This window comes from Nocardioides sp. SLBN-35 (assembly GCF_006715725.1).
Lineage (GTDB): Bacteria > Actinomycetota > Actinomycetes > Propionibacteriales > Nocardioidaceae > Nocardioides.
In genome coordinates, this window is the sequence record NZ_VFNU01000001.1 from 2,976,005 (window position 1) to 2,997,896 (window position 21,892).

Genomic DNA, 21,892 nt, shown 5'->3' on the forward strand with positions numbered 1-21,892 from the left:
CCGGTCAGCCGAGCCCGCCCGGCGCCACGGAGCGCTCAGCGGCACGCAACCGGGCGGCGTAGGCCTCACCGCGGGGCGACAAGGCCGCCACGGCGCGGCGCCGGTCGTCCGGGTCGATCCGACGCACGATGATGCCCTGGGAGACGAGCCGGTCGACGTGCCGGGTCAGGCTGGCGGCCGGGACGACGGCGGCCGTCGCGATCTCGCTCATCGCGAGACCGGGCTCGGCGCCGACCACGGCGATGATCCGCCAGTGGTCCATCGCGAGGCCCTGCTCGTCGAGGATCGGCTGGAGCACGCGGCGCAACCCGGCCTCGACCTGCCGCACCTTCACGGCCAGGCTGGCCTGTGGCTGCTGGTTCACCGCGGCCTCCTCGCCTGGTTTGTGACGTTCGTGTGAACGCGTGTGAACGCCGGGGGCACCTCGCCATTCCGGTCCTAACCTAGGCATCCGTGCCCCTCCTGCGCCACGACGACCGGCTGACCATCGCCTTCGTCGTCCCGCTCCAGGGGCCGACGGGCATCTACGGCCCCTCCTGCCTGGCCTGCGGCGAGCTCGCGGTCGAGCAGCTGAACGCCGGCACCGGGATAGCCGGGAGGCAGGTCGAGCTGGTGGTGGTCGACGGCGGGCGCGAGCCACGGGTGGTGGCTGCCGAGGTCGGTCGCCTGGTCGACGACGGACGTGTGCAGGCGGTCGCGGGCTGGCACACGTCGGCGGTGCGCCAGGCGGTCACCCGACGGGTCGGGGGCCGTGTCGTCTACGCGTTCGGCGCCATGCACGAGGGCAGCGACCCGACGCCCGGCGTCTTCCTGATCGGGGAGCGTCCGGTCAACCAGCTGCTGCCCGCGGCGCACTGGATGCGCGAGGAGTTGGGGGTGGGCCGCTGGGCGATCCTCGGCAATGACTACGTGTTCCCGCGGGTGACCGGTACGACGGCGCGCCTGGCCCTGGAGGACACCCCGTCCGAGGTCGTGAGCGAGACCTACGTGCCCCTCGGCACGACCGACTTCGCGACCGTCATCGACGGCCTTGCTCGCGAGCCGGTCGACGGGGTGATCATGCTGCTGATGGGCCAGGACGCCGTGCACTTCAACCGGCAGTTCGCCCGCTCCGGCCTCACCGCGACCATGCCGCGGCTGAGTCCCGCGGTCGAGGAGAACACGCTGCTCGCCGGCGGGCCGGCCGCCGGCGAGGGCATGTACGCCGCAGCGGCGTACTTCGACGGCATGGGCACAGCCGAGAGCTCGGCGCTGGCGCGCGACTACTACGCCCGCTGGGGACGGTGGGCGCCGGCGCTCAACGCGGTCGGGGAGTCCTGCTACGAGGTGCTCACCTTCCTCGCCCGGGTCGGTGAGGTCTGCGGCTCGCTGAGCGTCGCCGCTGCAGCGGCGCTGCCGGACGGCCACTTCTACGCCAGCCCGCGGGGTCTGATGCGGCTCGACGGCAACCTGCTCGACCAGGACGTGTACCTCGCGGTCGCCGACGGACTGGGCTTCCGCGTCGAGCAGCAGATCGCGCGCGTGCACTAGAGGCCACCTGCCGCACCGCGGGCGGTCTGCCACACCGTTGCCAGGTCCGCCTCGTGAGCCTGCACCCCGAGCCGGCGCCACAGCACGGCCCCGCCCTCGAGGTCGTAGCGGTGCTCGGCGTCGCCGGGCTGCGGCGCACCCACCAGCAGCACCGACGACATCACCCGGTGCCCGCCCAGAAGTGCGCGGGCCGTGAGCGCGTCGATGGTGAGGTCCTCGACCAGGACCGGGCCGCTCCCGGAGAGCACCTCCGTGGTCTGGTGGACCCGTCCCGGTTCCTCGCCGTGGCGGCCGAGAACCAGCGACTCCCGCAGCGCCAGCACCGCCCCGTCGCGGATCCGGGCCCGGGTCGACCGCTGCACCGCGGCCCCGGCGGAGACCACGAAGGGCTCCCCGGCCCAGGTCAGGACGGCACCCCGTCCGAGCGTGAGCCGTACGTCCCAGCGGGCCCGGCCGCCGCGCATGTCGAACGCGACCGTGCCGCCCGGTTCGACCACGTCGAGACGCGTACCGGCGTCCACCGCGATGTCGACCTCGACCCGGTCCCCGGCCAGGAGCAGGGCGCCCTCCGGCACGAGCGAGATCCGAGCGCACGTGTGGTCGTGGTCGACGAGCACGGGCCGCAGGGAGGACGCGGTCGGGTCGGAGAGGGTGACCGTGCTGCGCACGAGGCATCGACCCGTGTCCGTCGGAGAGACGCGGATCCGGGTCCGTGCCGTGCGCTCAGTGCTCGTGAGCATGCACGTGGTGCGCCATCGGGCCGGGGTCGACGGGCACGTGCACTCCCGCCGTCTGGCTGCGGCGGACCTCCTCGACCCACCCGACGAGCTCGTCGATGCTCGACCGGTCGGAGCGGGAGAGCCCGATGACTGGCCCTTCGCCGCGGGCGGCAGTGGCGTCGGCGAGCATGCGGGGCACGTCCACGCCGACGTACGGCGCCAGGTCGGTCTTGTTCACGATGAGCAGGTCGGCGCGCTCGATGCCGGGGCCGCCCTTGCGGGCGACGTCGCCGCCTCCGGCGACGTCGAGGACGAACACCTGGGCGTCGACGAGGGCGGGGGAGAAGGTGGCGGTGAGGTTGTCGCCGCCGGACTCGAGCAGGACCAGGTCCAGGCCGGGGAAGGCGTCCTCGAGCTCCTCGACGGTCGTGAGGTTCGCGCTGATGTCGTCCCGGATCGCGGTGTGGGGGCAGGCGCCGGTCTCCACCGCGCGGATCCGCTCCGGCGCCAGCACGCCCGCTGAGCGCAGGAACCGGGCGTCCTCGTCGGTGTAGATGTCGTTGGTGACCACGGCGAGCTCGAGCCGGGCGGACAGCTCGCGGCACAGCAGCGCGATCAGAGAGCTCTTCCCGGTGCCGACCGGACCGCACACGCCGAGGCGGAGCGGCCGCGTGGGAGGCGAGGCCGGGTGGGGATGGCGGTGGTCAGGCACGGAACAACCTCCTGGTGCTGGCGGCGTGGGCCTGTGCCCACGCCTCGATCTGGGGGGCCGAGCAGGCCGGGATGTCGGTGGGCAGCTCCGCCCACGACACCGCGGCCTCCAGGTCGGCGATGCCGGTGAGCGACTCGGCGGCCCACCCGGCCACCGTGAGCGGGTCGAGGGGCAGCAGCTTGAGCGCCGCCGCGCAGACGGTCTGCACGTCGTCGTACGCGACCAGACGGGCGACGGAGGCCGCGCCCAGGCCGAGGCCGGCGCACAGGGCGCCGAGAACAGTGCCGCGGCTCGGGCGCGGGACGTCGTCCAGCGGTCTCGACAGGTCCGGCCAGGTCCGGCGCACCAGCCGCAGCAACGCATGGCCTTGCACCCGGGACGCCTCGCGCAGGGCGGGCGACACCGTGCGGGCCGCCCAGGCCCGCTCCACCTGGTCGAGGGGGCCGTGACGCTCGACGGTGGCTCGGGCGACGACGGCTGTGCCCGCTTCGACCCGGGTGCTGCTCAGCAGCCGGGTACGGAGGTAGCCGGGTACGTCGGCCGCCGTCAGCCCCTGGGCCAGGGCCCCCTCCAGGGTTCCGGACTGGGTGTGCCCGCCGACGGGCAGCCGCGCGTCGGCGAGCAGCAGGAGGACGAGCTCGGGATGGGCCATGGCAGTGCCTCAGAACATCGAGTAGAGGCGCGACAGCGGCAGCTCGGTCGCCGGGTAGGGAACGACCCGCTCGCCGTCGACGTCGATCTGGAAGGTCTCGGGATCGATGTCGATGCGGGGCAGCGTGGTGTTGTTGATCATGTTGGCCTTCGTCACCGTGCGGGTCGGCTTGAGTGCGGCCAGACGCCGGCGCAGGGCGAGGCGGTCCGTGATGCCGTCGGCCAGCGCTGCCGGCGACACGAAGGTGACGGCATGCACACTGCCGTCCTCGACGAGCGTCGGACGCATCAGCACCGGCTGGGGCGTCGGGATCGAGGCGTTGGGGTCCCCGAGCGCTCCCCACACGAGCGTTCCGGACTTCAGCACCACCTGCGGACGGATCCCGAAGAACCGTGGGTCCCACAGCACGAGGTCGGCGAGCTTTCCGGGCTCGACGGAGCCGACCTCGTGGTCGATTCCGTGCGCGACCGCGGGGTTGATCGTGTACTTGGCGACGTAGCGTCGGGCGCGGGCGTTGTCGGCCGGCCCCTCGGCGAGGTCGCCGTGCGCGCCGTACTGCGCCTTCATGACGTGCGCGACCTGCCAGGTCCGGCAGACCACCTCGCCGATGCGTCCCATCGCCTGGGCGTCCGAGGAGGTGATCGACAGGGCGCCGATGTCGTGCAGCAGGTCCTCGGCCGCGATGGTCGTCGCCCGGATGCGTGACTCGGCGAAGGCGAGGTCCTCGGGCACCTGGGGGTTGAGGTGGTGGCAGACCATGAGCATGTCGAGGTGCTCGGCGACGGTGTTGACCGTGTGCGGAAGGGTCGGATTGGTCGAGCCTGGGATGACGTGCGGGAGGCCGGCGACCGTGAGGATGTCCGGCGCGTGGCCACCGCCCGCGCCCTCGGCGTGGAAGGCGTGGATGCCGCGTCCGGCGATCGCGCCGATGGTCGACTCGACGTACCCGGCCTCGTTGAGGCTGTCGGAGTGCAGGGCGACCTGCAGGCCGAACTCGTCGGCGGCGCGGAGCGACGCGTCGATCGCCGCGGGGGTCGAGCCCCAGTCCTCGTGGACCTTGTACCCCGCCGCGCCGGCGAGCGCCTGCTCGGCGAGCCCGCCGGCACTGACCGTGTTGCCCTTTCCGAACAGGAGCACGTTGAGCGGCACGGAGTCCAGCGCCCGGTGGACCGTCGTCAGGTGCCAGGCACCGGGCGTCACGGTGGTCGCCTTCGAGCCCTCCGAGGGGCCGGTGCCGCCACCCGCGATCGTCGTGGTGCCGGTGGCGAGCGCCTCGACGAGCTGCGAGCGCGACAGCAGGTGGACGTGCACGTCGATCGCGCCGGCGGTGAGGATCTTGCCCTCGCCGGCGATCACGTCCGTGCCAGGTCCGATCACCAGGTCCGGGTGCACGCCGTCGGCGATGTCAGGGTTGCCGGACCGGCCGAGCGCGACGATCCGGCCGGCGCGGATCCCGACGTCGGCGTGGACGACGCCCCAGTGGTCGAGCACGAGCGCGTTCGTGATCACCGTGTCGAGGGCGCCCTCGGCCGAGGTGCGGGTCGATTGCGCCATCGACTCGCGGATCGACTTGCCGCCGCCGAAGACCGCCTCCTCGCCGCCGACCACCCAGTCCTGCTCCACCTCGATCCACAGGTCGGTGTCACCCAGGCGGACCTGGTCGCCGACGGTGGGGCCGTAGAGGGCTGCATACGCGGCCCTGCTGATCTCAACCATCGAGCATGCCTCCGTCCGCACGCACCTGGATGCCGCGGACGACCCGGGCGCCGCGCAGCGCGACGATCGCGACCTCCTGTGACGCACCGGGCTCGAACCTTCGCGAGGTCCCCGACGGCACGTCCAGCCGGAACCCGTGCGCCGCAGCCCGGTCGAAGGACAACGCCGAGTTCGCGTCGGGAAGGTGCAGGTGCGACCCGATCTGGACCGGGCGGTCACCGGTGTTGGTGATCACGAGCAGACATCGCTCTGCTCCGGACCGGTCGGCGTTGAGTGCCACGGTGCCGGCCCCGGGACGGGTGGCCCCGGGGCCGTCGGTCAGGATTCCCACTGCTGGCTCCTCAGGCGATCGGGTGGTGGAGGGTGACGAGCTTGCGCCCGTCGTCGAACGTGGCCTCGACCTGGACGTCGAGGAGCATCTCCGCGACACCGGGCATGACCTGGTCGCGGACCAGCACCTCACGCCCGCGCTCCATCAGGTCGACGACGGTGCCGCCGGCGCGGGCCTCCTCGATGACCCAGCACGACAGCAACGCGACGGCCTCCGGGTAGTTCAGGAGCAGGCCGCGGGCGAGCCGGTCGCGCGCGACCATGCCGGCGACGCTGAGCAGCAGCTTCTCCGTGTCGGCGGGAGTGAGGTGCATGAAGCCTCACACCGCCATCGCCGTGCGGACCGCGTCCAGAGCGCCCGCGCCGCCGACGCCGCTGGAGGTCACCCGGCCGGACTCGAGCACTGCATACGCGTCGGTGCTGCGCAGGGCGAACCCCACGTGCTGCTCCACGAGCAGCACGGACAGGTCGCCCCGCGCGGTCAGCGCCGTGATCACCGATTCGATCTCGGCGACGACGTTGGGCTGGATGCCCTCGGTCGGCTCGTCGAGGATGAGCAGTCGTGGCTTCGTGAGCAGCGTCCGGGCGATCGCCAGCTGCTGCCGCTGGCCGCCGGACAACAGGCCGGCACGCTGGGTGAGCAGGTCGCGCAGCGCGGGGAAGGTGTCCAGCACCCCGTCGATCGCGGATCGTTGCGTGGTGACCAGCTGGAGGTTCTCCAGGGTGGTCATCTGGGGGAACGACAGCTGGCCCTGCGGCACGTAGCCCAGGCCGCGGGCGACCCGCTTGTGGGGGCGCAGGCGGGTGACGTCCTCGCCGTCGAGCAGGACCTGGCCTCGCATCACGGGCAGCAGGCCGACGGCGACGCGCAGGAGGGTGGTCTTGCCTGCTCCGTTGTGGCCCATCACGGCCACGGCACCACCCTCCGGCACGCGGAGCGAGACGTCCTCCAGGACCCGGGTCCGGCCGTAGCCGGCCGTCACGTCGCGCAGCTCAAGCATGGTCCGCCTCCTCGGCAGTGCGGCCCAGGTAGACCTCCTGGACCCTCGGGTCGGTCTGGATCTCGGCGACTGTGCCCTCGGCGAGGACCTTGCCGGCGTGCATGACCGTCACGACGTCGGCGTAGCTCCGCACGAACTCCATGTCGTGCTCGATGACCACGATGGTCCGCTCGCCGCCGATCCGGCGGAGCAGGTCGCCGGTCTGCTCACGCTCCTCGGCGCTCATCCCAGCCACCGGCTCGTCGAGCAGCATCACCCGCGCGTCCTGCACGAGCAGCATGCCGATCTCCAGCCACTGCTTCTGCCCGTGGGCGAGGACGCCCGCGGGCCGGTCCCGCAGCGCGGTCAGCCCGATCGTCTCGAGCGCCTCCTCGACGTACGACGGCGTGCCCCGGCGAGCCAGCCCCATCTGCCAGGCCCGGCGATGGATCCCACCGGCGATGTCGAGGTTCTGCAGGACGGAGAGGCCCTCGAAGACCGTGGCCGTCTGGAAGGTGCGTCCGATGCCGGAGCGCACGATCCGGTGCGGCTTGGTCCGCAGCAGGTCCCGGTTGCGGTGGCGGACCAGTCCGGTCGCGGGCACCAGCCCGGTCACGGCGTCGACCAGCGTGGTCTTGCCGGCGCCGTTGGGCCCGATCAGGAAGTGCAGTCGGCCCTGGAGCAGGGTGAGGTCGACGTCGTCGACCGCCCGGAACCCGTCGAACTCGACACACACTCCGCGGACCTCGAGGTAGTCGTCCTTCACCGAGCCACCTCCGGCTCGTCTCCTGCCGCGACCGCCGCGACGCGGGTGCGGCGGGGAAGCGGTCGCAGGGCCCGCAGCCGGCCGCGCACCTGGGACCCGATGCTGCCCAGTCCGGCGGGGAGGAACAGGATCACCACGATGAAGAGCAACCCCAGGAAGTAGGTCCACTGATCGGGGAAGGACTCCGAGAGGGCGGTCCGGCCGAACCCGACGGCGATCGCGCCGAGTGCCGGCCCGAGCAGCAGGGCGCGTCCCCCGAGAGCGACGCCCGCGAGCAGGAAGATCGATGCGGTCGCGTCGACGTCGGAGGGGGAGATGATCCCGGTGATCGGCGCGAACAGCGCACCGCCGATGCTGGCCATCACCGCCGCGAGCGCGAAGGCGACCAGCTTGATGTTGGCCGGGTCGTGGCCGAGGAAGCGGACCCGCTCCTCAGCGTCGCGCGTCGCGACGAGCAGCTCGCCGAACCGGCTGCGGTACAGCTGCCACACCACGACGAGGCAGACCACCAGGACGCTCGCGGCGATCGAGTAGATCATCCGCTTGTTCGCCGGGTCGTAGAGGTTGTAGCCGAAGAACTGGGTGAACTGGTTGAGGCCGTTGAACCCGCCGGTCTGCTTGATGGTGGCGACCAGGAGTGTGGCGAACGCGACGGCCAGCGCCTGGGTCAGGATCGCGAAGTATGCGCCCCGGACCCGACGCTTGAAGATCGCCCAGCCGAGGGCGGCGGCCGCGAGTGCCGGCAGCACCACGATGGCGGCCAGGGTGAAGGCACCGCTGCGGAATGGCTCCCACCAGCCGGGCATGGTGCCGTCGCCGTACAGCACCATGAAGTCGGGAACCGCGTCCGGGCCGCCCGTGGCCATGGCAGCCTCGAGCTTGAGGTGCATGGCCATCGCGTAGCCGCCGAGGCCGAAGAAGACGCCCTGGCCCATGACCAGCATGCCGCCGCGGCCCCAGGCCAGGCCGATGCCGACACCGGCGATGGCCCAGCACACGTACTTGCCGAGGTTGTTGAGCCGGAACGGGCTCAGCACTGTTGGCGCCACGACGAGGAGCGCGACCGCGATCAGTGCGATGCCCAGGAGCGGGCCCCACACGCGGGCCCAGGTCTGCAGCCGGTTCATGCGAGCCCCCTGGTGCGCACGGTGAACAGGCCCTGCGGTCGGGCCTGGAGGAAGAGGACGACCACGGCGAAGGTGAGGACCTGCGCCATGCTGGAGCTGAACCAGTCGGTGAGGAAGGCCGTCATCACGCCGACGGCGAAGGCCGCGATCACCGTGCCCCGGAGCTGGCCGAGGCCACCGGCGACGACCACCAGGAACGCCGAGATGATGTACGTCGTCCCGAGGTTCGGGTTGGTTCCGGAGATCAGGGAGACCGCGACCCCGCCGATCCCGGCCAGGCCGGAGCCGACGAAGAAGGTCACCCGGTCGACCGTGCGGGTCGAGACGCCCATCGTCTCGGCGAGGTCCCGGTTCTGCACGGTGGCGCGGATCCGGCGCCCGTAGGACGTGTACTTCAGCAGCGCCCCGAGGGTGCCCAGCGCCGCGACGGCCAGCAGGATCGTGAACATCTGGCGGTAGGGCCAGTGGTAGCCGAGCACGTCGACGTACCCGTCCAGCCAGCCGGGGGTGTGCACCGGGTCGCCCTGGGCGCCGAAGAGGTCTTTGGCGAGCTGCTGGAGGAGCAGGCTCACTCCGACCGTCACGAGCAGGGTGTCGAGCGGTCGCCGGTACATCCACTGGATGATCGCGACCTCGAGCAGCAGCCCGAGGGTCCCGGCGACCAGGAAGGCGACCGGCAGGGCGACCAGGATCGACAGATCGGTGTCCGTCACGACCCGTTGGGTGAGATAGGTCGTGTAGGCACCGGCCATGAGGAACTCGCCGTGCGCCATGTTGATGACGCCCATCTGGCCGAAGGTGAGGGCCAGGCCGAGCGCCGCGATGAGGAGCAGCGCGCCGGTCGCCGTGCCGGCGAGCAGCGGGGTGGTGAACGCGTCCACGGGGGACTCCTGACGGGAGGCCCGGGGTGCCGTGCTCGCGCGAACGCGGCACCCCGGGATCGGGAGAGGAACGGGAGGGACGCTCAGGTCACTTCGCGCTCGGGTCCCACCAGGCGTAACCCTCGAGGAACGGGTCGGGCTCGATCGCCTTCTCCGAGGACCACACGACGTCGAACTGGTTGTCGGAGTTGATCTGGCCGATCAGCGCGGTCTTGGCGATGTGGTGGTTCTCGCCGTCGATGGTGACGGTGCCCTCCGGCGCGTCGAAGCTGACGCCGTCGGCCGAGGCGTTGATCTCGTCGACGTCGAACGAGTCCGCCTTCTCGACCAGGTTCTTGTAGAGGTACAGCGAGGTGTACGCCGCCTCCATCGGGTCCGAGGTCGGACGGTCCGCGCCGTACTTGTCCTGGAAGGCCTTGATGAACGCGTCGTTCGTGGGGCTCGAGACCGACTCGAAGTAGTTCCACGCGGCGTACTGGCCGGTGACGTCCTTGCCCATGGCCGGGGCCTCCTCCTCGGCGATGGACACCGAGATGATGGGCGAGGTCTTCGGGCTCAGCCCCTGCTCGTAGTAGGCCTTGATGAAGCCGACGTTCGAGGAGCCGTTGATCGTGTTGAACACGAAGTCGGGCTTGGCGTCGACGATCTTGGCGACCTGGGTGGTCCAGTCGTCGTCGTCCAGCGGGACGTACTCCTCGCCGACGATCTCGATGCCCAGCTCCTTGGCGTACTGCTTGATGATCTTGTTCGCCGTGCGCGGGAAGACGTAGTCGGACCCCGCGAGGAACAGGGTCTTCACGCCCTTGGACTTGAGGAAGTCCATGGCTGGGATGATCTGCTGGTTGGTCGTGGCACCCGTGTAGTAGATGTTCTTCGAGGCCTCCAGCCCCTCGTACTGCACCGGGTAGAAGAGCAGGCCGTGATCGGCCTCGACGACCGGCAGCATGGCCTTGCGCGAGGCAGAGGTCCAGCCGCCGAAGACGGCGGCGACGCAGTCGCCGGTCAGCAGCTTCTCGATCTTCTCGGCGAAGATCGCCGGGTCGCTGGCTCCGTCCTCGACGACCGGTTCGATCTTCTTGCCGAGGATGCCGCCGGAGGCGTTGATCTGCTCCGCCGCGAGGGACAGCGAGTCGCGGACGGTCTGCTCGCTGATCGCCATCGCGCCGGAGGTGGAGTTGAGGAAGCCGAGCTTGACGGTGTCGCCGGAGGTGTCGACGCAGCTCGTGGAGCCGGCGCCTTCGTCTCCGGCCTTGGAGCCACCGCAGGCGCTCAGGCTGAGTGCCGCGGTGAGGGCGAGGACGGTGCCGGCGGTGAGGCGGGAACGGGAGTGGAACACAGGGGACAACCCCTCTCGGTCATCGCACCCGTCGTCTCGGGGGACGGGGTGCTGGGCCAGGGGGCACGACGCCGTGCCCCGGTGGCGATGAACCTAGGAAGGGCTGATTTCCAGTTACTACCAAATGGAATGAAATGGGTGTTTCGCGATCCGCACCGCGCGTTACACGGCTGTTGCGGCCAGCACGCCCGTCAGCCGCTCCACCGGCGAGGCCAGCGACCAGCGCTCGACGAGCGCAGTGAGCCCGTCCGGGTCGGCGGGGGAGGACGGGAGCGCGAGGTGGTCGCGCGGGAGGTCGATGTCGCGGGCGACCGCGACCACCTCGGGCGCCACCGCGAGGTAGGGAGCGGCCTCACGGATCTTGGCCCGAGGTCCTGGACCGAGGTCGCTGGCCGGGTCGTCGACCGCGGCGAGGATGCCGGCCAGGTCGTCGTACTTCTGCAGCATCGAGGCGGCGGTCTTCTCGCCGACGCCCTTGACGCCGGGCAGGCCGTCGGAGGCGTCGCCGCGCAGGGTGGCGAAGTCGGCGTACTGGTCGGCGCGCACGCCGTACTTGTCGAGCACCCAGGCCTCGTCGACCCGTTCGTGACGACCGACGCCCTTGCCGACGTACAGCACCCGGACGGCGGCGGCGTCGTCGACGAGCTGGAACAGGTCGCGGTCGCCGGTGACCACGTCGACCGGCATGCCGGCGCCGGTGGCCAGGGTGCCGATGACGTCGTCGGCCTCGTAGCCGGGCGCGCCGACGACGGCGATGCCGAACGCTCCGAGCACCTCGCGGATGACCGGCACCTGCAGCTCGAGCGGGTCGGGCACCTCCTCGACGTCCGGAGCGCCGACGACCTCCTCGACCACCCGGTGCGCCTTGTAGGTCGGGATCAGGTCGACGCGCCACTGCGGACGCCAGTCGTCGTCCCAGCAACAGACCAGGTGGGTGGGCCGGTACTGGTCGACCAGCTGGGAGATGTAGCCCAGCAGCCCGCGCACCGCGTTCACGTTGGTGCCGTCCGGCGCGAGGATCTCCGGAGAGCCGAAGTAGGCCCGGAAGTAGAGGCTGGCCGTATCGAGGAGTAGAAGGCGCTCAGTCATCGCGGCACAGCCTATTAGGCTGCGCGATGTGAGTCAGAGCATCAATCCAGCTGTCGAGGCGACGGACCGGCAGATCCTGGAGCTCCTGGCCAAGGACGGCCGGATGTCCTACACCGACCTCGGTCGGGCCACGGGGCTGTCCACCTCCGCGGTGCACCAGCGGGTCAAGCGCCTCGAGCAGCGCGGCCTGATCCTCGGCTACGGCGCCACGGTCAACTACGCCGAGATCGGCGTACCGCTCACCTCGTTCATCGCGATCCGCCCGATCGACCCCTCGCAGCCTGACGACTGCCCCGAACGGCTGGTCGACATCCCCGAGATCGAGTCGTGCTGGTCGGTCGCGGGGGAGGAGTCCTACCTCCTCAAGGTGCGCACCACCAGCCCCGTGGAGCTCGAGCTGCTGCTGGGCCGCATCAGAGCGGCCGCCAACGTCTCGACGCGCACGACGATCGTCCTGTCGACGTACTACGAGAACCGGCCCGTCGGTCACTGACCGGCGTGTCGCCGTGCGACACGCCGCTGATCAGCCGACTTTTTGCGAGATCTTGCGGTTCGCGGGGCCCTCGCTGACCTGCGGGAACGTGTATCACCGCAGGTCAGGCGGCGGTTGACAGATGTGGTGCGCGTCACCAGAGTACGGAAACGTTCGCTCGTGCAGGTCGTGGCCGGCGGACCGACGTCCGAGTGGCCGTATGTCGGCGGAGTAGCACCAGCTCCGCACGGGGACGGTTCGCGGAGGTCGGTTCGCTCCTCGAGAGCGAGCCGGAAGGACCCGGGTCTCCCTAGACAACGTCGCGGGCGTCGGCAGCCAGTCGGGAGCCGGGATGGTCCGAAGGTGGCCCGGGTCCTTCCGACACCTGCAAGCGAGCACCCGGGCCTCGTCTAGGCTCACGCCGTGGTGCAGCGCCCCCTCCTCCCGGCCGTCGGCCTCGCCGCCGTCGGCGGCGTGCTGCTGACCGCCTCCTACGAGCCGGTGGCGCTGCCGTGGCTGCTGCCGCTCGGCGTGGCCTGCTTCGCGCTCGCGACCCGGGGGCTGGCCGTACGCCGCTCCGGCCTGGTCGGCCTGGTCTTCGGCGTGGTGTTCTACTTCAGCCACATCTCCTGGATGAAGGACTCGATCGGGGCCGACGCCTGGCTCGCTCTCTCGACTGTTGAGGCCCTGTTCTACGGCCTGCTCGGCCTGGCCGCGCCGCTGCTGCGCCGGCTGACCGGCTGGCCGCTGTGGCTGGCCGCCGCGTGGACGACCATGGAGACGGTCCGCAGCGGGTGGCCCTTCAGCGGGATGCCGTGGGGCCGGCTGGCGTTCGCCGCGATCGATACCCCCGCGGCCCCCGCCGTCGCCTACGTCGGCATGACGGGCCTCTCCTTCCTGCTCGCCCTGTCCGGCTTCTGCCTGGCCCGGTTCGCCGAGGCGGCCCTGGCCCGCGAGCACCGGCGGGTGTGGGCCGCGGCGGCCGTGGGCGTCCTGGCGTTGCTGGTGACCCCCGCCGTGCTTGCGTACGACGTCCCGCAGACCGGCTCCACCACGGTGGCGGTCGTCCAGGGTGACGTCCCCGGCCCGGGCAACGACATCCTGTGGGACCACGAGCAGGTCACCCGCAACCACGTCGACGCGACGGTGCGGCTCGCGGCCGACGCCGCCGCCGGCCGGGTGCCCCAGCCGGACTTCGTGCTCTGGCCCGAGAACTCGACCGCCGTCGACCCGTTCGAGCCCGGTCAGGTCAACTCCGGGATCCGCGAGGCGGTCAACGCGGCGCAGGTGCCCGTCGTGGTGGGCGGGATCGTCGACGGTGGTCGCAGGTACGTCCTCAACCAGGGCGTCGTGTGGGACCCGCAGACCGGGCCGGGCGACCGCTACACCAAGCACCACCCGGTGCCGTACGGCGAGTACATCCCCTTCCGCGACATCTGGAACCCCAAGTTCGGCCAGCTCGCCCTGATCTCGCGCGACATGAAGAGCGGCACCCGCACCACGCCGCTGCGGGTCGCCGGGGTGCGGGTGGGTGACGCGATCTGCTTCGACGTCGCCTATGACGACGTGATGCCACCGCAGGTGCGCGACGGTGCCGAGCTGCTGACCGTGCAGACCAGCAACGCCAGCTTCATCTTCACCCACCAGATCGAGCAGCAGTTCGCGATCACCCGGCTGCGAGCCATCGAGGCCGGCCGGTGGCTGGCGGTGGCGTCCACCAACGGGCAGAGCGGAGTGATCGCCCCCGACGGCAGCGTCGTCGCCTCGGCCGAGCCACGCACCACGGCCGTGCTCGTCGAGAAGGTCGGGCTGAGCACCGCGCTGACCCCCGCGATGCGGCTGGGAGCATGGCCGACACGGATGTTCACCCTGCTGACGCTCGCCGCTCTCGTGTCAGGTGCCGTGGCGTACCGTCGAAGGAGACAGTTCGATGGCCCCGCGCAGGGGGATCCCGCCGAGGAGCCGCCTGCGCTCTCCCCGACCCCGAGTGAGGCACCCGTTGTCTGAGCAGCACTCCACCCTGGGCCGCACGGTGATGGTCATCCCGACCTACAACGAGGCCAGCAACATCGCCTGGATCGTCGAGCGCGTCCGCACGGCCCAGCCGCACGTCGACGTGCTCGTCGTCGACGACGGCTCGCCCGACGGCACCGGCGCCGTCGCCGACGGCATCGCACTGGCCGACCCGCAGGTCCACGTCCTGCACCGCACCGCCAAGGGCGGCCTCGGCGCGGCGTACCTCGCCGGGTTCGGCTGGGCCCTCGACGCCGGCTACGACGTGATCGGCGAGATGGACGCCGACGGATCGCACCAGCCCGAGCAGCTCCAGCGCCTGCTCGCGGGCCTGCAGGACGCCGACCTCGTGATCGGCTCTCGCTGGGTCCCCGGTGGCTCGGTCGTCAACTGGCCCTTGCAGCGCGAGCTGCTCTCCCGCGGCGGCAACCTCTACGTCCGGATGCTGCTGGGCATCGCGGTGCGCGACGCGACCGCGGGCTACCGGCTGTTCCGCCGCTCCACGCTGGAGCGCATCCGCCTCGACGAGGTCCGCTCGACCGGCTACGTCTTCCAGACCGACCTGGTCACCCGCACCCTGCAGGCCGGGCTGACGGTGCGTGAGGTCCCGATCGAGTTCGTCGAGCGGGTCCGTGGCGAGTCGAAGATGAGCGGCCAGGTCGCCCTGGAGTCGCTGAAGCGGATCACGTGGTGGGGCCTGCGCCAGCGCTGGGATCGGTTCAAGGGCCAGCCGCAGGTCGCCTCGATCCGGGAGCTCCAGGACACGAGGTGACGAGTTGAGAGGCAGGGAGCGATGAGCAGGCGGAGGAGCCGGCGGGCAGCGGTGCTGCTGTTCCTCGCCTTCGTGGTGATGCCGATCCTCGAGATCGTCGTGCTCATCAAGGTCGGCCAGGTGATCGGGCCCTGGTGGACCATCCTGCTCCTCGTCCTCGACAGCCTCGTCGGCGCCTGGCTGATCAAGCGAGAGGGACGCAAGGCCTGGCAGGCACTGCGCGAGCGGGTCGAGACCGGTCGCCTCCCGCATCGCGAGCTCGCCGACGGCGCTCTCGTCGTCCTGGGCGGAGCGTTCATGCTCAGCCCCGGCTTCGTCACCGACGTGCTCGGGATCCTGCTGATCCTGCCGGTCACCCGTCCGCTGTTCCGCGGCCTGCTGGTGTCGTACGCCGGCCGCCAGGTCGCGCGGCGCGCCACCGTGTCGTACGGTCCGGCATCCGGGCCCGGAGACGACACTCGCCCCGGACCGACCGTGGTCCGGGGCGAGGTCATCGACGAGCAGTGATCGAGCGGTCGATCAGGCCTTCGCCGGCTTCTTCTTGCGGGCGTTGGCGCGGTGCAGGTGCGCCGGGCCGATCTCGCCGCCGCGCAGCAGCTCCAGGCGCTCGGTGAGGATCTCCTCCAGCTCCTTCTCGGAGCGGCGCTCGAGCAGCATGTCCCAGTGCGTGCGCTGGGGCTTCTCGGCCTTCACCTCGCGCTCGATGCCGGCGGTCGACTCGGCCTCGAGGCCGCAACGCGGGCACTCCCAGACGGCGGGGACCTCGGCCTCGATGGACATCGTGATCTCGAACTCGTGCCCCTGGGGACACTTGTAGCCGACCTGCTGCCGGGCTGCGAACTCGATACCCCGCTCGTCCTCGAAGGACTGGCCCCCCAGTCGGGCACCGCGCAGTGTGCGCTCAGCCATCAGACTCCACCTCCCATGTTTCGTCTATCCCCTCAACGCTACCCAGCCCGAAAAGGTTCCAATCCGGAACCGAGCAGGTCGGGACCCCGTCCTGGTCGTGTCGGATCGGCGTCCTAGATGACCGCCGGCCGGGCGTTGCCGGCCTCGCGGATGCCGCGCTCGGTGTCGACGCGCAGCAGGAGCAGGCCGCCGAGCACGAAGAACGCGATGAGGGCGAAGATCGCCGGTCGGTAGGAGTCGGCGAACTGGTAGACGAGGCCGAAGGTGAGCGTGCCGAACCACGAGGTGCCGCGGTCCATCGCGTGGTAGAGGCTGAAGTACTCCGCCTCCTTGCCGCGCGGGATGAACAGAGAGAAGTAGGACCGCGCCAGCGCCTGGGTGCCGCCCAGCACGATGCCGATCGCGACGCCGAGCAGCAGGAACGGCACCATCGTCTTCTCGGGCACGACGAGCGCCACCGTCACGATCGCCATCCAGCCGACCAGGCCGCCGAGGATCACCTTCTTGGCGCCGAGGCGGCCGGCCACGCGGGCGAACAGGATCGCGCCGCCGATACCGACGAGCTGGACCAGCAGGTAGGTGCCGAGCACGAACCCGTCGCCGAACCCGAGCTCCTTGGTGCCGAAGGTCGAGGCGGAGTTGATGACGGTCTGGATGCCGTCGTTGAAGAACAGGTAGGCCGCCAGGAAGGTCAGCGCGACCGGGTAGTTGCGCAGGTCCTTCAGCGTGGCCCACAGCTGGCCGAACGACCGGGTCAGCACGCCACCCTCGACCGCCTCCACGGCGACCGGCTCGTGTCGGCGGATGCCGCGCCACGGGATGACCATGAAGGCCGCCCACCACACCGCCGCCGACAGCAGGGACAGCCGGACGGCCATCTCCTTGTCGAGCCCGAGCGCGTCGTGGAAGCTGACGACCAGGAAGTTCACGGCGAGCAGCAGCCCGCCGCCGGCGTACCCGTAGGCCCAGCCGTTCGACGACACCCGGTCGCGCTCGTCCTCGGTCGAGATGACCGGCAGGATCGAGTCGCTGACCACGATGGCGGCGCCTCCGGCGAGGTTGGCGACGATGAACGCGATGCTTCCGTAGAGCCAGTTCTCGCCGCTCATGAAGAACAGGCCGCCGGCCGCGGCCGCGCCGAGCCACGAGAAGGCGACCAGGAGGTCGGGCTTGCGAGCGATCCGGTCGGCGTAGGCGCCGATCACCGGGTAGAAGAAGACGCTGAGCACCGTCGACAGCGTGATGACGTACGACGGCAGCGAACCCGGCGCGATGGACAGGCCCAGCAGGTGGATCCGCCCGTGCTCGCCGACTGCGTTCTCGGCCACCGAGATCAGGTAGGGCGCGAACAGCACGCCCGCGACGGTCGTCTGGAACGCCGATGCAGCCCAGTCGGTGAAGTACCAGGCCCGCTGCTCCCGGGCGCGGTTGAGCGGCCCCAGGTCCGCGATGGGCGCCGATGCGTTCATGCTGATGTCCCTCCCTGCGCGGACCACCACTGGCCGCGTCCCTGGAGGACATCCTTGAGCAGATCGGTGCGGTCCGTGAAGATTCCGTCGACGCCGCGGTCGAGCAGGGTGGTCATCTCGGCCGGGTCGTCGATGGTCCACACGTGCACCTGGTGGCCCGCGGCGTGGGCCCGGCGCACGAAGCCGGGCGTCGTGACGGTGAGCCCGCGCTGCCGGTGCGGCACCTGGAAGGCGGCGAAGCCGTCGCCCGCGATCAGCCGGGCCACCCGGACGCTGGGAGAGAGCCGGAACGCCACGATCTGCCACGGGTCGGCGGCCGTCGGCACCCGTCCGTCGGTCAGGTCCCGGAACCGGCGGATCCGCCGGCGCGAGAAGGACGCGACCAGCAGCCGGTCCCACAGGCCGCGCTCGCGGACCAGGTCGGCCAGCGCGTCGACCGCGCCGTCGGCCTTGAGGTCGATGTTGAACCGGGCGTCCGGGAACGCGTCGAGCAGGTCGACCAGGGTCGGGACCTGCTCGCGGCCGCCGATCCGGGCCCGGCGTACGTCGGCCAGGGTGAGGTCGCGGACCGCGCCCTGCTGGTCGGTCACCCGGTCCAGCACCTCGTCGTGGAACGCCAGCAGCACGCCGTCGGCGGTCAGGTGGACGTCGGTCTCGAGGTAGTCGTAGCCGAGCGTGGCGGCGTGCCGGAACGCGGCGAGGGTGTTCTCGAGGCCCTCGATCTCGGGGTGGTAGGCGCCGCCGCGATGGGCGAAGGCCAGCACCTTGCCCGGGGCGAGGTAGGGCATCAGATGTCGCGGAAGGTCTCGATGTCCGCGCCGAGCGAGCTGAGCCGCTCGGCGAGGTCCTCGTAGCCGCGGTGGATCACGTAGGTGCTGCGCAGCACCGAGGTGCCCTTGCTGGCCAGCATCGCGAGGAGCACGACGACCGCGGGCCGCAGGGCCGGCGGGCAGACCAGCTCGGTGCCGGTCCACGACGTCGGTCCGTCGATCTGCACCCGGTGGGGGTCGAGCAGCGTGACCCGGCCGCCGAGCTTGTTGAGCTCGGTGAGGTAGATCGCCCGGTTGTCGTAGACCCAGTCGTGGAGGTACGTCGTGCCCTCGGCCACCGCGGCGATCACCGCGAAGAAGGGCAGGTTGTCGATGTTGAGGCCGGGGAACGGCATCGGGTGGATCTTGTCGCCCGGCGCCACCAGGTCGGAGGGGTGCGTGGTGATGTCGACCAGGCGGGTGCGGCCGTTGGCGGCGAGGTACTCCTCGGACAGGTCGTAGCGGAAGCCCATCCCCTCGAGGACGGCCAGCTCGATCTCGAGGAACTCGATCGGTGCGCGCTGCACGGTGATCTCGGAGCGGGTCACGATCGCTGCGGCGAGCAGCGACATCGCCTCGATCGGGTCCTCGCTGGGGGAGTAGTCGACGTCGACGTCGATCGACTCGCGGCCGGTGACGGTGAGGGTGGTCGTACCGATGCCGTCGACCTCGACGCCGAGTGCCTGCAGGTAGAAGCACAGGTCCTGGACCATGTAGTTGGACGAGGCGTTGCGGATGACGGTGGTGCCCGGGTGCAGGGCGGCCGCCATCAGTGCGTTCTCGGTGACCGTGTCGCCGCGCTCGGTGAGCACGATGGGGCGGCCGGGGACGATCGCCCGGTTGAGCTGGGCGTGGTACCAGCCGTCGGTGGCCTTGACCTCGAGGCCGAAGGGCCGCAGCGCCGACATGTGCGGCTCGACCGTGCGGGTGCCGAGGTTGCAGCCGCCGGCGTAGGGCAGCTCGAAGGTGTCCGCGCGGTGCAGCAGCGGGCCGAGGAACATGATGACCGATCGGGTACGGCGCGCGGCCTCCTCGTCGATCCGGGTCAGGTCGAGGTCCTTGGGCGGGATGATCTCGAGGTCGTTGTCCGCGTTGATCCAGCGGGTCTGCACGCCGATGCTGTCGAGCACCTCGAGCAGCCGGTTGACCTCCTCGATCCGCGCGACCTTGCGCAGCGTGGTGCGCCCGCGGTTGAGCAGCGAGGCACACAGCAGCGCGACGCCCGCGTTCTTCGACGTCTTGACGTCGATGCTGCCCGACAAGGTGGTGGGGCCCTTGACCCGCAGGTGGGTCGGTCCGGCGCCGAGCGCGACGATCTCCGAGTCGAGGGCGGCACCGATCCGGGCCAGCATCTCGAGGGACAGGTTCTGGTGTCCCTTCTCGATCCGGTTGATCGCGCTCTGGCTGGTGCCGAGCCGCTCGGCGAGCTGGGCCTGGGTGAGGCCGCGGTGCTTGCGGGCGTCGCGGATGAGGTTGCCGATCCGGCCCTTGTAGTCCTCGTGGGGCGCCTCGAAGGTCATGTCACGACCGTAACTCACATATGAGATAACGCAAGACGCCACGACGATCTGGAAGGATCCTCACATGCGTGCGACGACCATCCACGGCGCCCGGGACATCCGGGTCGACGAGGTCCCCGACCCCACCCTGCGCCGGCCCACGGACGCGATCGTCCGGGTGACCGCGGGCTGCATCTGCGGCTCCGACCTGTGGCCCTACCGCGGCGAGAACCCGATCCGTCCCGGCGCCACGATCGGCCACGAGTGCATCGGCGTCGTGGAGGAGACAGGCAGCGAGGTCCGCGACGTCCGGGTCGGCGACTTCGTCGTCGTCCCGTTCTGCCACTGCGACAACACCTGCCCCCACTGCCTCAACGGCGCCCAGTCGGTGTGCACCAACCTCGGCTTCACCGCGAGCGGCCAGGCGGAGTACGCCCTGGTCAACCAGGCCGACGGCAGCCTGGTGCGCACCGGCGGCGTCCCCGACGCCGACCTGGTGCCCTCGGTCCTCGCCCTCTCCGACGTGATGCCGACGGGGTGGCACGCCGCCGTCTCTGCCGGGGTGAAGCCCGGCGACACCGTGGTCGTGGTCGGCGACGGCGCGGTCGGCCTGTCCGGCGTCCTGGCCGCCTCGGTGATGGGCGCCGAGCGGATCATCGCGATGTCACGCCACGAGCCCCGCCAGGCGGTCGCCCGTGCCTTCGGAGCGACCCACGTGATCGCGGCCCGGGGTGACGACGCCGTCGCCGAGGTCCGCGACCTGACCGACGGTGTCGGGGTCGACGCGACCCTGGAGTGCGTAGGCACCAACGACGCGATGACCACCGCGATCGAGGTGACCCGCCCCGGTGGGGGCGTCGGGTTCGTCGGGGCGCCCCACGGTGTCGAGCTGTCTGCCCGCCGGCTGTTCGACAAGAACGTCGGCGTCCGCGGCGGCATGGCGCCGGTGCGCCGCTACCTGCCCGAGCTGCTGCCGATGGTCCTCGAGCGCCGGATCGACCCCGGGCAGGTCTTCGACCTCACTCTCCCTCTCGAGGAGTCGCCCGACGGTTACGTGGCGATGGACGAGCGCCGGGCGATCAAGGTGCTGCTGCAGCCGTGACCCGACTCGACCCCGCGACCTACCTCGCCCACATGCGGACCGAGTCGGCCCGCTTCGCCGAAGTGCTCGCCGCCTGCCGGCCCGACGCGCGGGTGCCGTCGTGCCCCGAGTGGGACGCCGCCGACCTGGCCTGGCACCTCACCGAGGTCCAGCACTTCTGGGAGCACGTCATCACCCACCGGCCCGCGCCGCCGGAGGCCTACACCGAGCCGGAGCGACCGGCGACGTACGCCGAGGTGCTGGCCGCGTTCGGCGCGACCCACGCGGCGTTCGTGGCGGCCCTCGAGACGGCCGACCCCGCCGAACCGGCCTGGTCGTGGTCCGTGCCCGGCGACCAGCACGTGGGCTTCACCTTCCGGCGTCAGGCCCACGAGGCGCTGATCCACCGCCTCGACGCCGAGCTCGCTGCGGGCCAGGTCACCCCGCTCCCGGACGCCCTGGCCGCGGACGGCATCGACGAGGCCCTCGCCGTGATGTACGGCGGCCTGCCGCCCTGGGGGCGGTTCGAGCCGGGCCCGCACCATGCCGAGTTCCGGGCCAGCGACACCGCCACGTCGGTGTGGGTCCGGCTCGGCACGTTCTCGGGCACCACGCCCGAGGGCGTCGAGCGCAGCGGCGAGCCCGACCAGCACGTGGTGGCCGATCCCGGCGTACCCGCCGACCTGGTGGTCGCCGGCACCGCCGCCGACCTCGACGCGTGGCTGTGGCACCGCGTCGGCGACGAGCGGGTGACGATCACCGGCGACGACGACGTGCGCGCCCACGTCGGGGCGGTGCTGGGTCAGGCGATCGACTGACCGCGGGGCTCAGCGACCTGGGCGGCCTGGGCCTTGCGTCCGGACCGGCCGGCGACCAGGACGACACCGAAGAGCGCGCCGATGGCGAGGACGAACAGCAGCACGAGCGCCAGCAGGACGACGATGGCGAGGAGACTCATGGGTCCCACCCTCGCATGACGCAGGTCACATCCCAAGGGTGATGCAGGTCACATGGCGCGGCAGCCGATTGC

General features: G+C 71.2%; 25 protein-coding genes. 7 read left to right on the forward strand and 18 right to left on the reverse strand.

The genetic code is table 11. The features are described 5' to 3' along the window. Nucleotides 1–4 precede the first annotated feature (4 nt). On the reverse strand, nt 5–364 hold the full coding sequence (locus FBY23_RS14420) for a MarR family winged helix-turn-helix transcriptional regulator (protein ID WP_160158240.1): 360 nt from the start codon (nt 362–364) through the stop codon (nt 5–7). A gap of 89 nt (nt 365–453) precedes the next feature. Here FBY23_RS14420 and FBY23_RS14425 point away from each other — a divergent pair, with 89 nt between their 5' ends. Then, complete coding sequence (locus FBY23_RS14425) at nt 454–1,530, forward strand: substrate-binding domain-containing protein (RefSeq protein ID WP_260805969.1); 1,077 nt, start codon at nt 454–456, stop codon at nt 1,528–1,530. On the opposite strand, the gene FBY23_RS14430 is transcribed toward FBY23_RS14425, so the two are convergent. From FBY23_RS14430 to FBY23_RS14485, 12 genes are all read right to left on the reverse strand, one after another. After that, nucleotides 1,527–2,198 (reverse strand): urease accessory protein UreD, encoded by a 672-nt coding sequence (locus FBY23_RS14430; protein WP_160158241.1) that lies wholly within the window; start codon nt 2,196–2,198, stop codon nt 1,527–1,529. The two genes, FBY23_RS14425 and FBY23_RS14430, sit on opposite strands and share 4 nt — an antisense overlap. 55 nt (nt 2,199–2,253) lie before the next feature. Then, on the reverse strand, nt 2,254–2,961 hold the full coding sequence (gene ureG, locus FBY23_RS14435; protein WP_141798774.1) for an urease accessory protein UreG: 708 nt from the start codon (nt 2,959–2,961) through the stop codon (nt 2,254–2,256). Beyond that, the gene (locus tag FBY23_RS14440) at nt 2,954–3,613 is read right to left on the reverse strand and encodes an urease accessory protein UreF (protein ID WP_141798775.1); all 660 of its coding nucleotides are present in this window, start codon (nt 3,611–3,613) and stop codon (nt 2,954–2,956) included. Before FBY23_RS14440 ends, ureG begins: the two co-directional genes overlap by 8 nt. Nucleotides 3,614–3,622: 9 nt before the next feature. Further along, a complete protein-coding gene (locus FBY23_RS14445; RefSeq protein WP_141798776.1) occupies nt 3,623–5,329 on the reverse strand; it encodes an urease subunit alpha in 1,707 nt (568 codons plus the stop codon). Then, nucleotides 5,322–5,660 (reverse strand): urease subunit beta, encoded by a 339-nt coding sequence (ureB, locus tag FBY23_RS14450; RefSeq protein WP_260805970.1) that lies wholly within the window; start codon nt 5,658–5,660, stop codon nt 5,322–5,324. Before ureB ends, FBY23_RS14445 begins: the two co-directional genes overlap by 8 nt. Nucleotides 5,661–5,670: 10 nt before the next feature. After that, nucleotides 5,671–5,973 (reverse strand): urease subunit gamma, encoded by a 303-nt coding sequence (locus tag FBY23_RS14455; RefSeq protein WP_141798777.1) that lies wholly within the window; start codon nt 5,971–5,973, stop codon nt 5,671–5,673. Between the two features lie 6 nt (nt 5,974–5,979). Next, nucleotides 5,980–6,660 carry an ATP-binding cassette domain-containing protein gene (locus FBY23_RS14460; RefSeq protein ID WP_141798778.1) on the reverse strand — a complete coding sequence of 227 codons (681 nt, stop codon included), beginning with the start codon at nt 6,658–6,660 and terminating at the stop codon, nt 5,980–5,982. Continuing rightward, complete coding sequence (urtD, locus tag FBY23_RS14465; RefSeq protein WP_141798779.1) at nt 6,653–7,405, reverse strand: urea ABC transporter ATP-binding protein UrtD; 753 nt, start codon at nt 7,403–7,405, stop codon at nt 6,653–6,655. Before urtD ends, FBY23_RS14460 begins: the two co-directional genes overlap by 8 nt. Continuing rightward, nucleotides 7,402–8,532, reverse strand: a complete 1,131-nt coding sequence (urtC, locus tag FBY23_RS14470) for an urea ABC transporter permease subunit UrtC (protein WP_141798780.1) — start codon at nt 8,530–8,532, stop codon at nt 7,402–7,404. The genes urtD and urtC overlap by 4 nt, the downstream gene beginning before the upstream one ends. Next, the gene (urtB, locus tag FBY23_RS14475) at nt 8,529–9,413 is read right to left on the reverse strand and encodes an urea ABC transporter permease subunit UrtB (RefSeq protein ID WP_141798781.1); all 885 of its coding nucleotides are present in this window, start codon (nt 9,411–9,413) and stop codon (nt 8,529–8,531) included. Before urtB ends, urtC begins: the two co-directional genes overlap by 4 nt. Nucleotides 9,414–9,501: 88 nt before the next feature. Next, nucleotides 9,502–10,749 (reverse strand): urea ABC transporter substrate-binding protein, encoded by a 1,248-nt coding sequence (urtA, locus tag FBY23_RS14480; protein ID WP_260805971.1) that lies wholly within the window; start codon nt 10,747–10,749, stop codon nt 9,502–9,504. 162 nt (nt 10,750–10,911) lie between these two features. After that, a complete protein-coding gene (locus FBY23_RS14485) occupies nt 10,912–11,838 on the reverse strand; it encodes a 5'-3' exonuclease (RefSeq protein ID WP_141798783.1) in 927 nt (308 codons plus the stop codon). A 28-nt stretch (nt 11,839–11,866) separates the two neighbouring features. Between FBY23_RS14485 and FBY23_RS14490 the strand changes: the two genes are divergently transcribed. The 4 genes from FBY23_RS14490 to FBY23_RS14505 all read left to right on the forward strand — a co-directional run bounded on the left by FBY23_RS14490 (nt 11,867) and on the right by FBY23_RS14505 (nt 15,602). After that, nucleotides 11,867–12,331 (forward strand): Lrp/AsnC family transcriptional regulator, encoded by a 465-nt coding sequence (locus tag FBY23_RS14490; protein ID WP_141798784.1) that lies wholly within the window; start codon nt 11,867–11,869, stop codon nt 12,329–12,331. A 402-nt stretch (nt 12,332–12,733) separates the two neighbouring features. Beyond that, on the forward strand, nt 12,734–14,317 hold the full coding sequence (lnt, locus tag FBY23_RS14495; RefSeq protein WP_141798785.1) for an apolipoprotein N-acyltransferase: 1,584 nt from the start codon (nt 12,734–12,736) through the stop codon (nt 14,315–14,317). A 28-nt stretch (nt 14,318–14,345) separates the two neighbouring features. Next, a complete protein-coding gene (locus FBY23_RS14500; RefSeq protein ID WP_260806581.1) occupies nt 14,346–15,095 on the forward strand; it encodes a polyprenol monophosphomannose synthase in 750 nt (249 codons plus the stop codon). A 21-nt stretch (nt 15,096–15,116) separates the two neighbouring features. Then, nucleotides 15,117–15,602, forward strand: coding sequence for an FxsA family protein (locus tag FBY23_RS14505; RefSeq protein WP_141798787.1), 486 nt, complete (start codon nt 15,117–15,119; stop codon nt 15,600–15,602). 12 nt (nt 15,603–15,614) lie between these two features. On the opposite strand, the gene FBY23_RS14510 is transcribed toward FBY23_RS14505, so the two are convergent. From FBY23_RS14510 to FBY23_RS14525, 4 genes are all read right to left on the reverse strand, one after another. After that, complete coding sequence (locus FBY23_RS14510) at nt 15,615–16,004, reverse strand: RNA polymerase-binding protein RbpA (protein WP_141007454.1); 390 nt, start codon at nt 16,002–16,004, stop codon at nt 15,615–15,617. Nucleotides 16,005–16,117: 113 nt separating this feature from the next. Beyond that, nucleotides 16,118–17,473: an MFS transporter gene (locus tag FBY23_RS14515; RefSeq protein ID WP_141798788.1), complete on the reverse strand. Its 1,356-nt coding sequence runs from the start codon at nt 17,471–17,473 to the stop codon at nt 16,118–16,120. Then, the gene (locus tag FBY23_RS14520; protein ID WP_141798789.1) at nt 17,470–18,261 is read right to left on the reverse strand and encodes a glycerophosphodiester phosphodiesterase; all 792 of its coding nucleotides are present in this window, start codon (nt 18,259–18,261) and stop codon (nt 17,470–17,472) included. Before FBY23_RS14520 ends, FBY23_RS14515 begins: the two co-directional genes overlap by 4 nt. After that, nucleotides 18,261–19,802, reverse strand: coding sequence for a UDP-N-acetylglucosamine 1-carboxyvinyltransferase (locus FBY23_RS14525; RefSeq protein WP_141798790.1), 1,542 nt, complete (start codon nt 19,800–19,802; stop codon nt 18,261–18,263). The genes FBY23_RS14520 and FBY23_RS14525 overlap by 1 nt, the downstream gene beginning before the upstream one ends. Nucleotides 19,803–19,866: 64 nt before the next feature. On the opposite strand from FBY23_RS14525, the gene FBY23_RS14530 reads away from it, so the two are divergent. Together FBY23_RS14530 and FBY23_RS14535 are read left to right on the forward strand one after the other, a co-directional pair. Then, nucleotides 19,867–20,883, forward strand: coding sequence for a zinc-dependent alcohol dehydrogenase family protein (locus tag FBY23_RS14530; RefSeq protein ID WP_141798791.1), 1,017 nt, complete (start codon nt 19,867–19,869; stop codon nt 20,881–20,883). Further along, entirely contained in the window at nt 20,880–21,680 is an 801-nt protein-coding gene (locus tag FBY23_RS14535; protein ID WP_260805972.1) for a maleylpyruvate isomerase family mycothiol-dependent enzyme, read from the forward strand. The genes FBY23_RS14530 and FBY23_RS14535 overlap by 4 nt, the downstream gene beginning before the upstream one ends. Here FBY23_RS14535 and FBY23_RS25970 read toward each other — a convergent pair. Beyond that, the gene (locus tag FBY23_RS25970) at nt 21,665–21,820 is read right to left on the reverse strand and encodes a hypothetical protein (RefSeq protein WP_160158242.1); all 156 of its coding nucleotides are present in this window, start codon (nt 21,818–21,820) and stop codon (nt 21,665–21,667) included. The two genes, FBY23_RS14535 and FBY23_RS25970, sit on opposite strands and share 16 nt — an antisense overlap. Nucleotides 21,821–21,892: the final 72 nt, after the last annotated feature.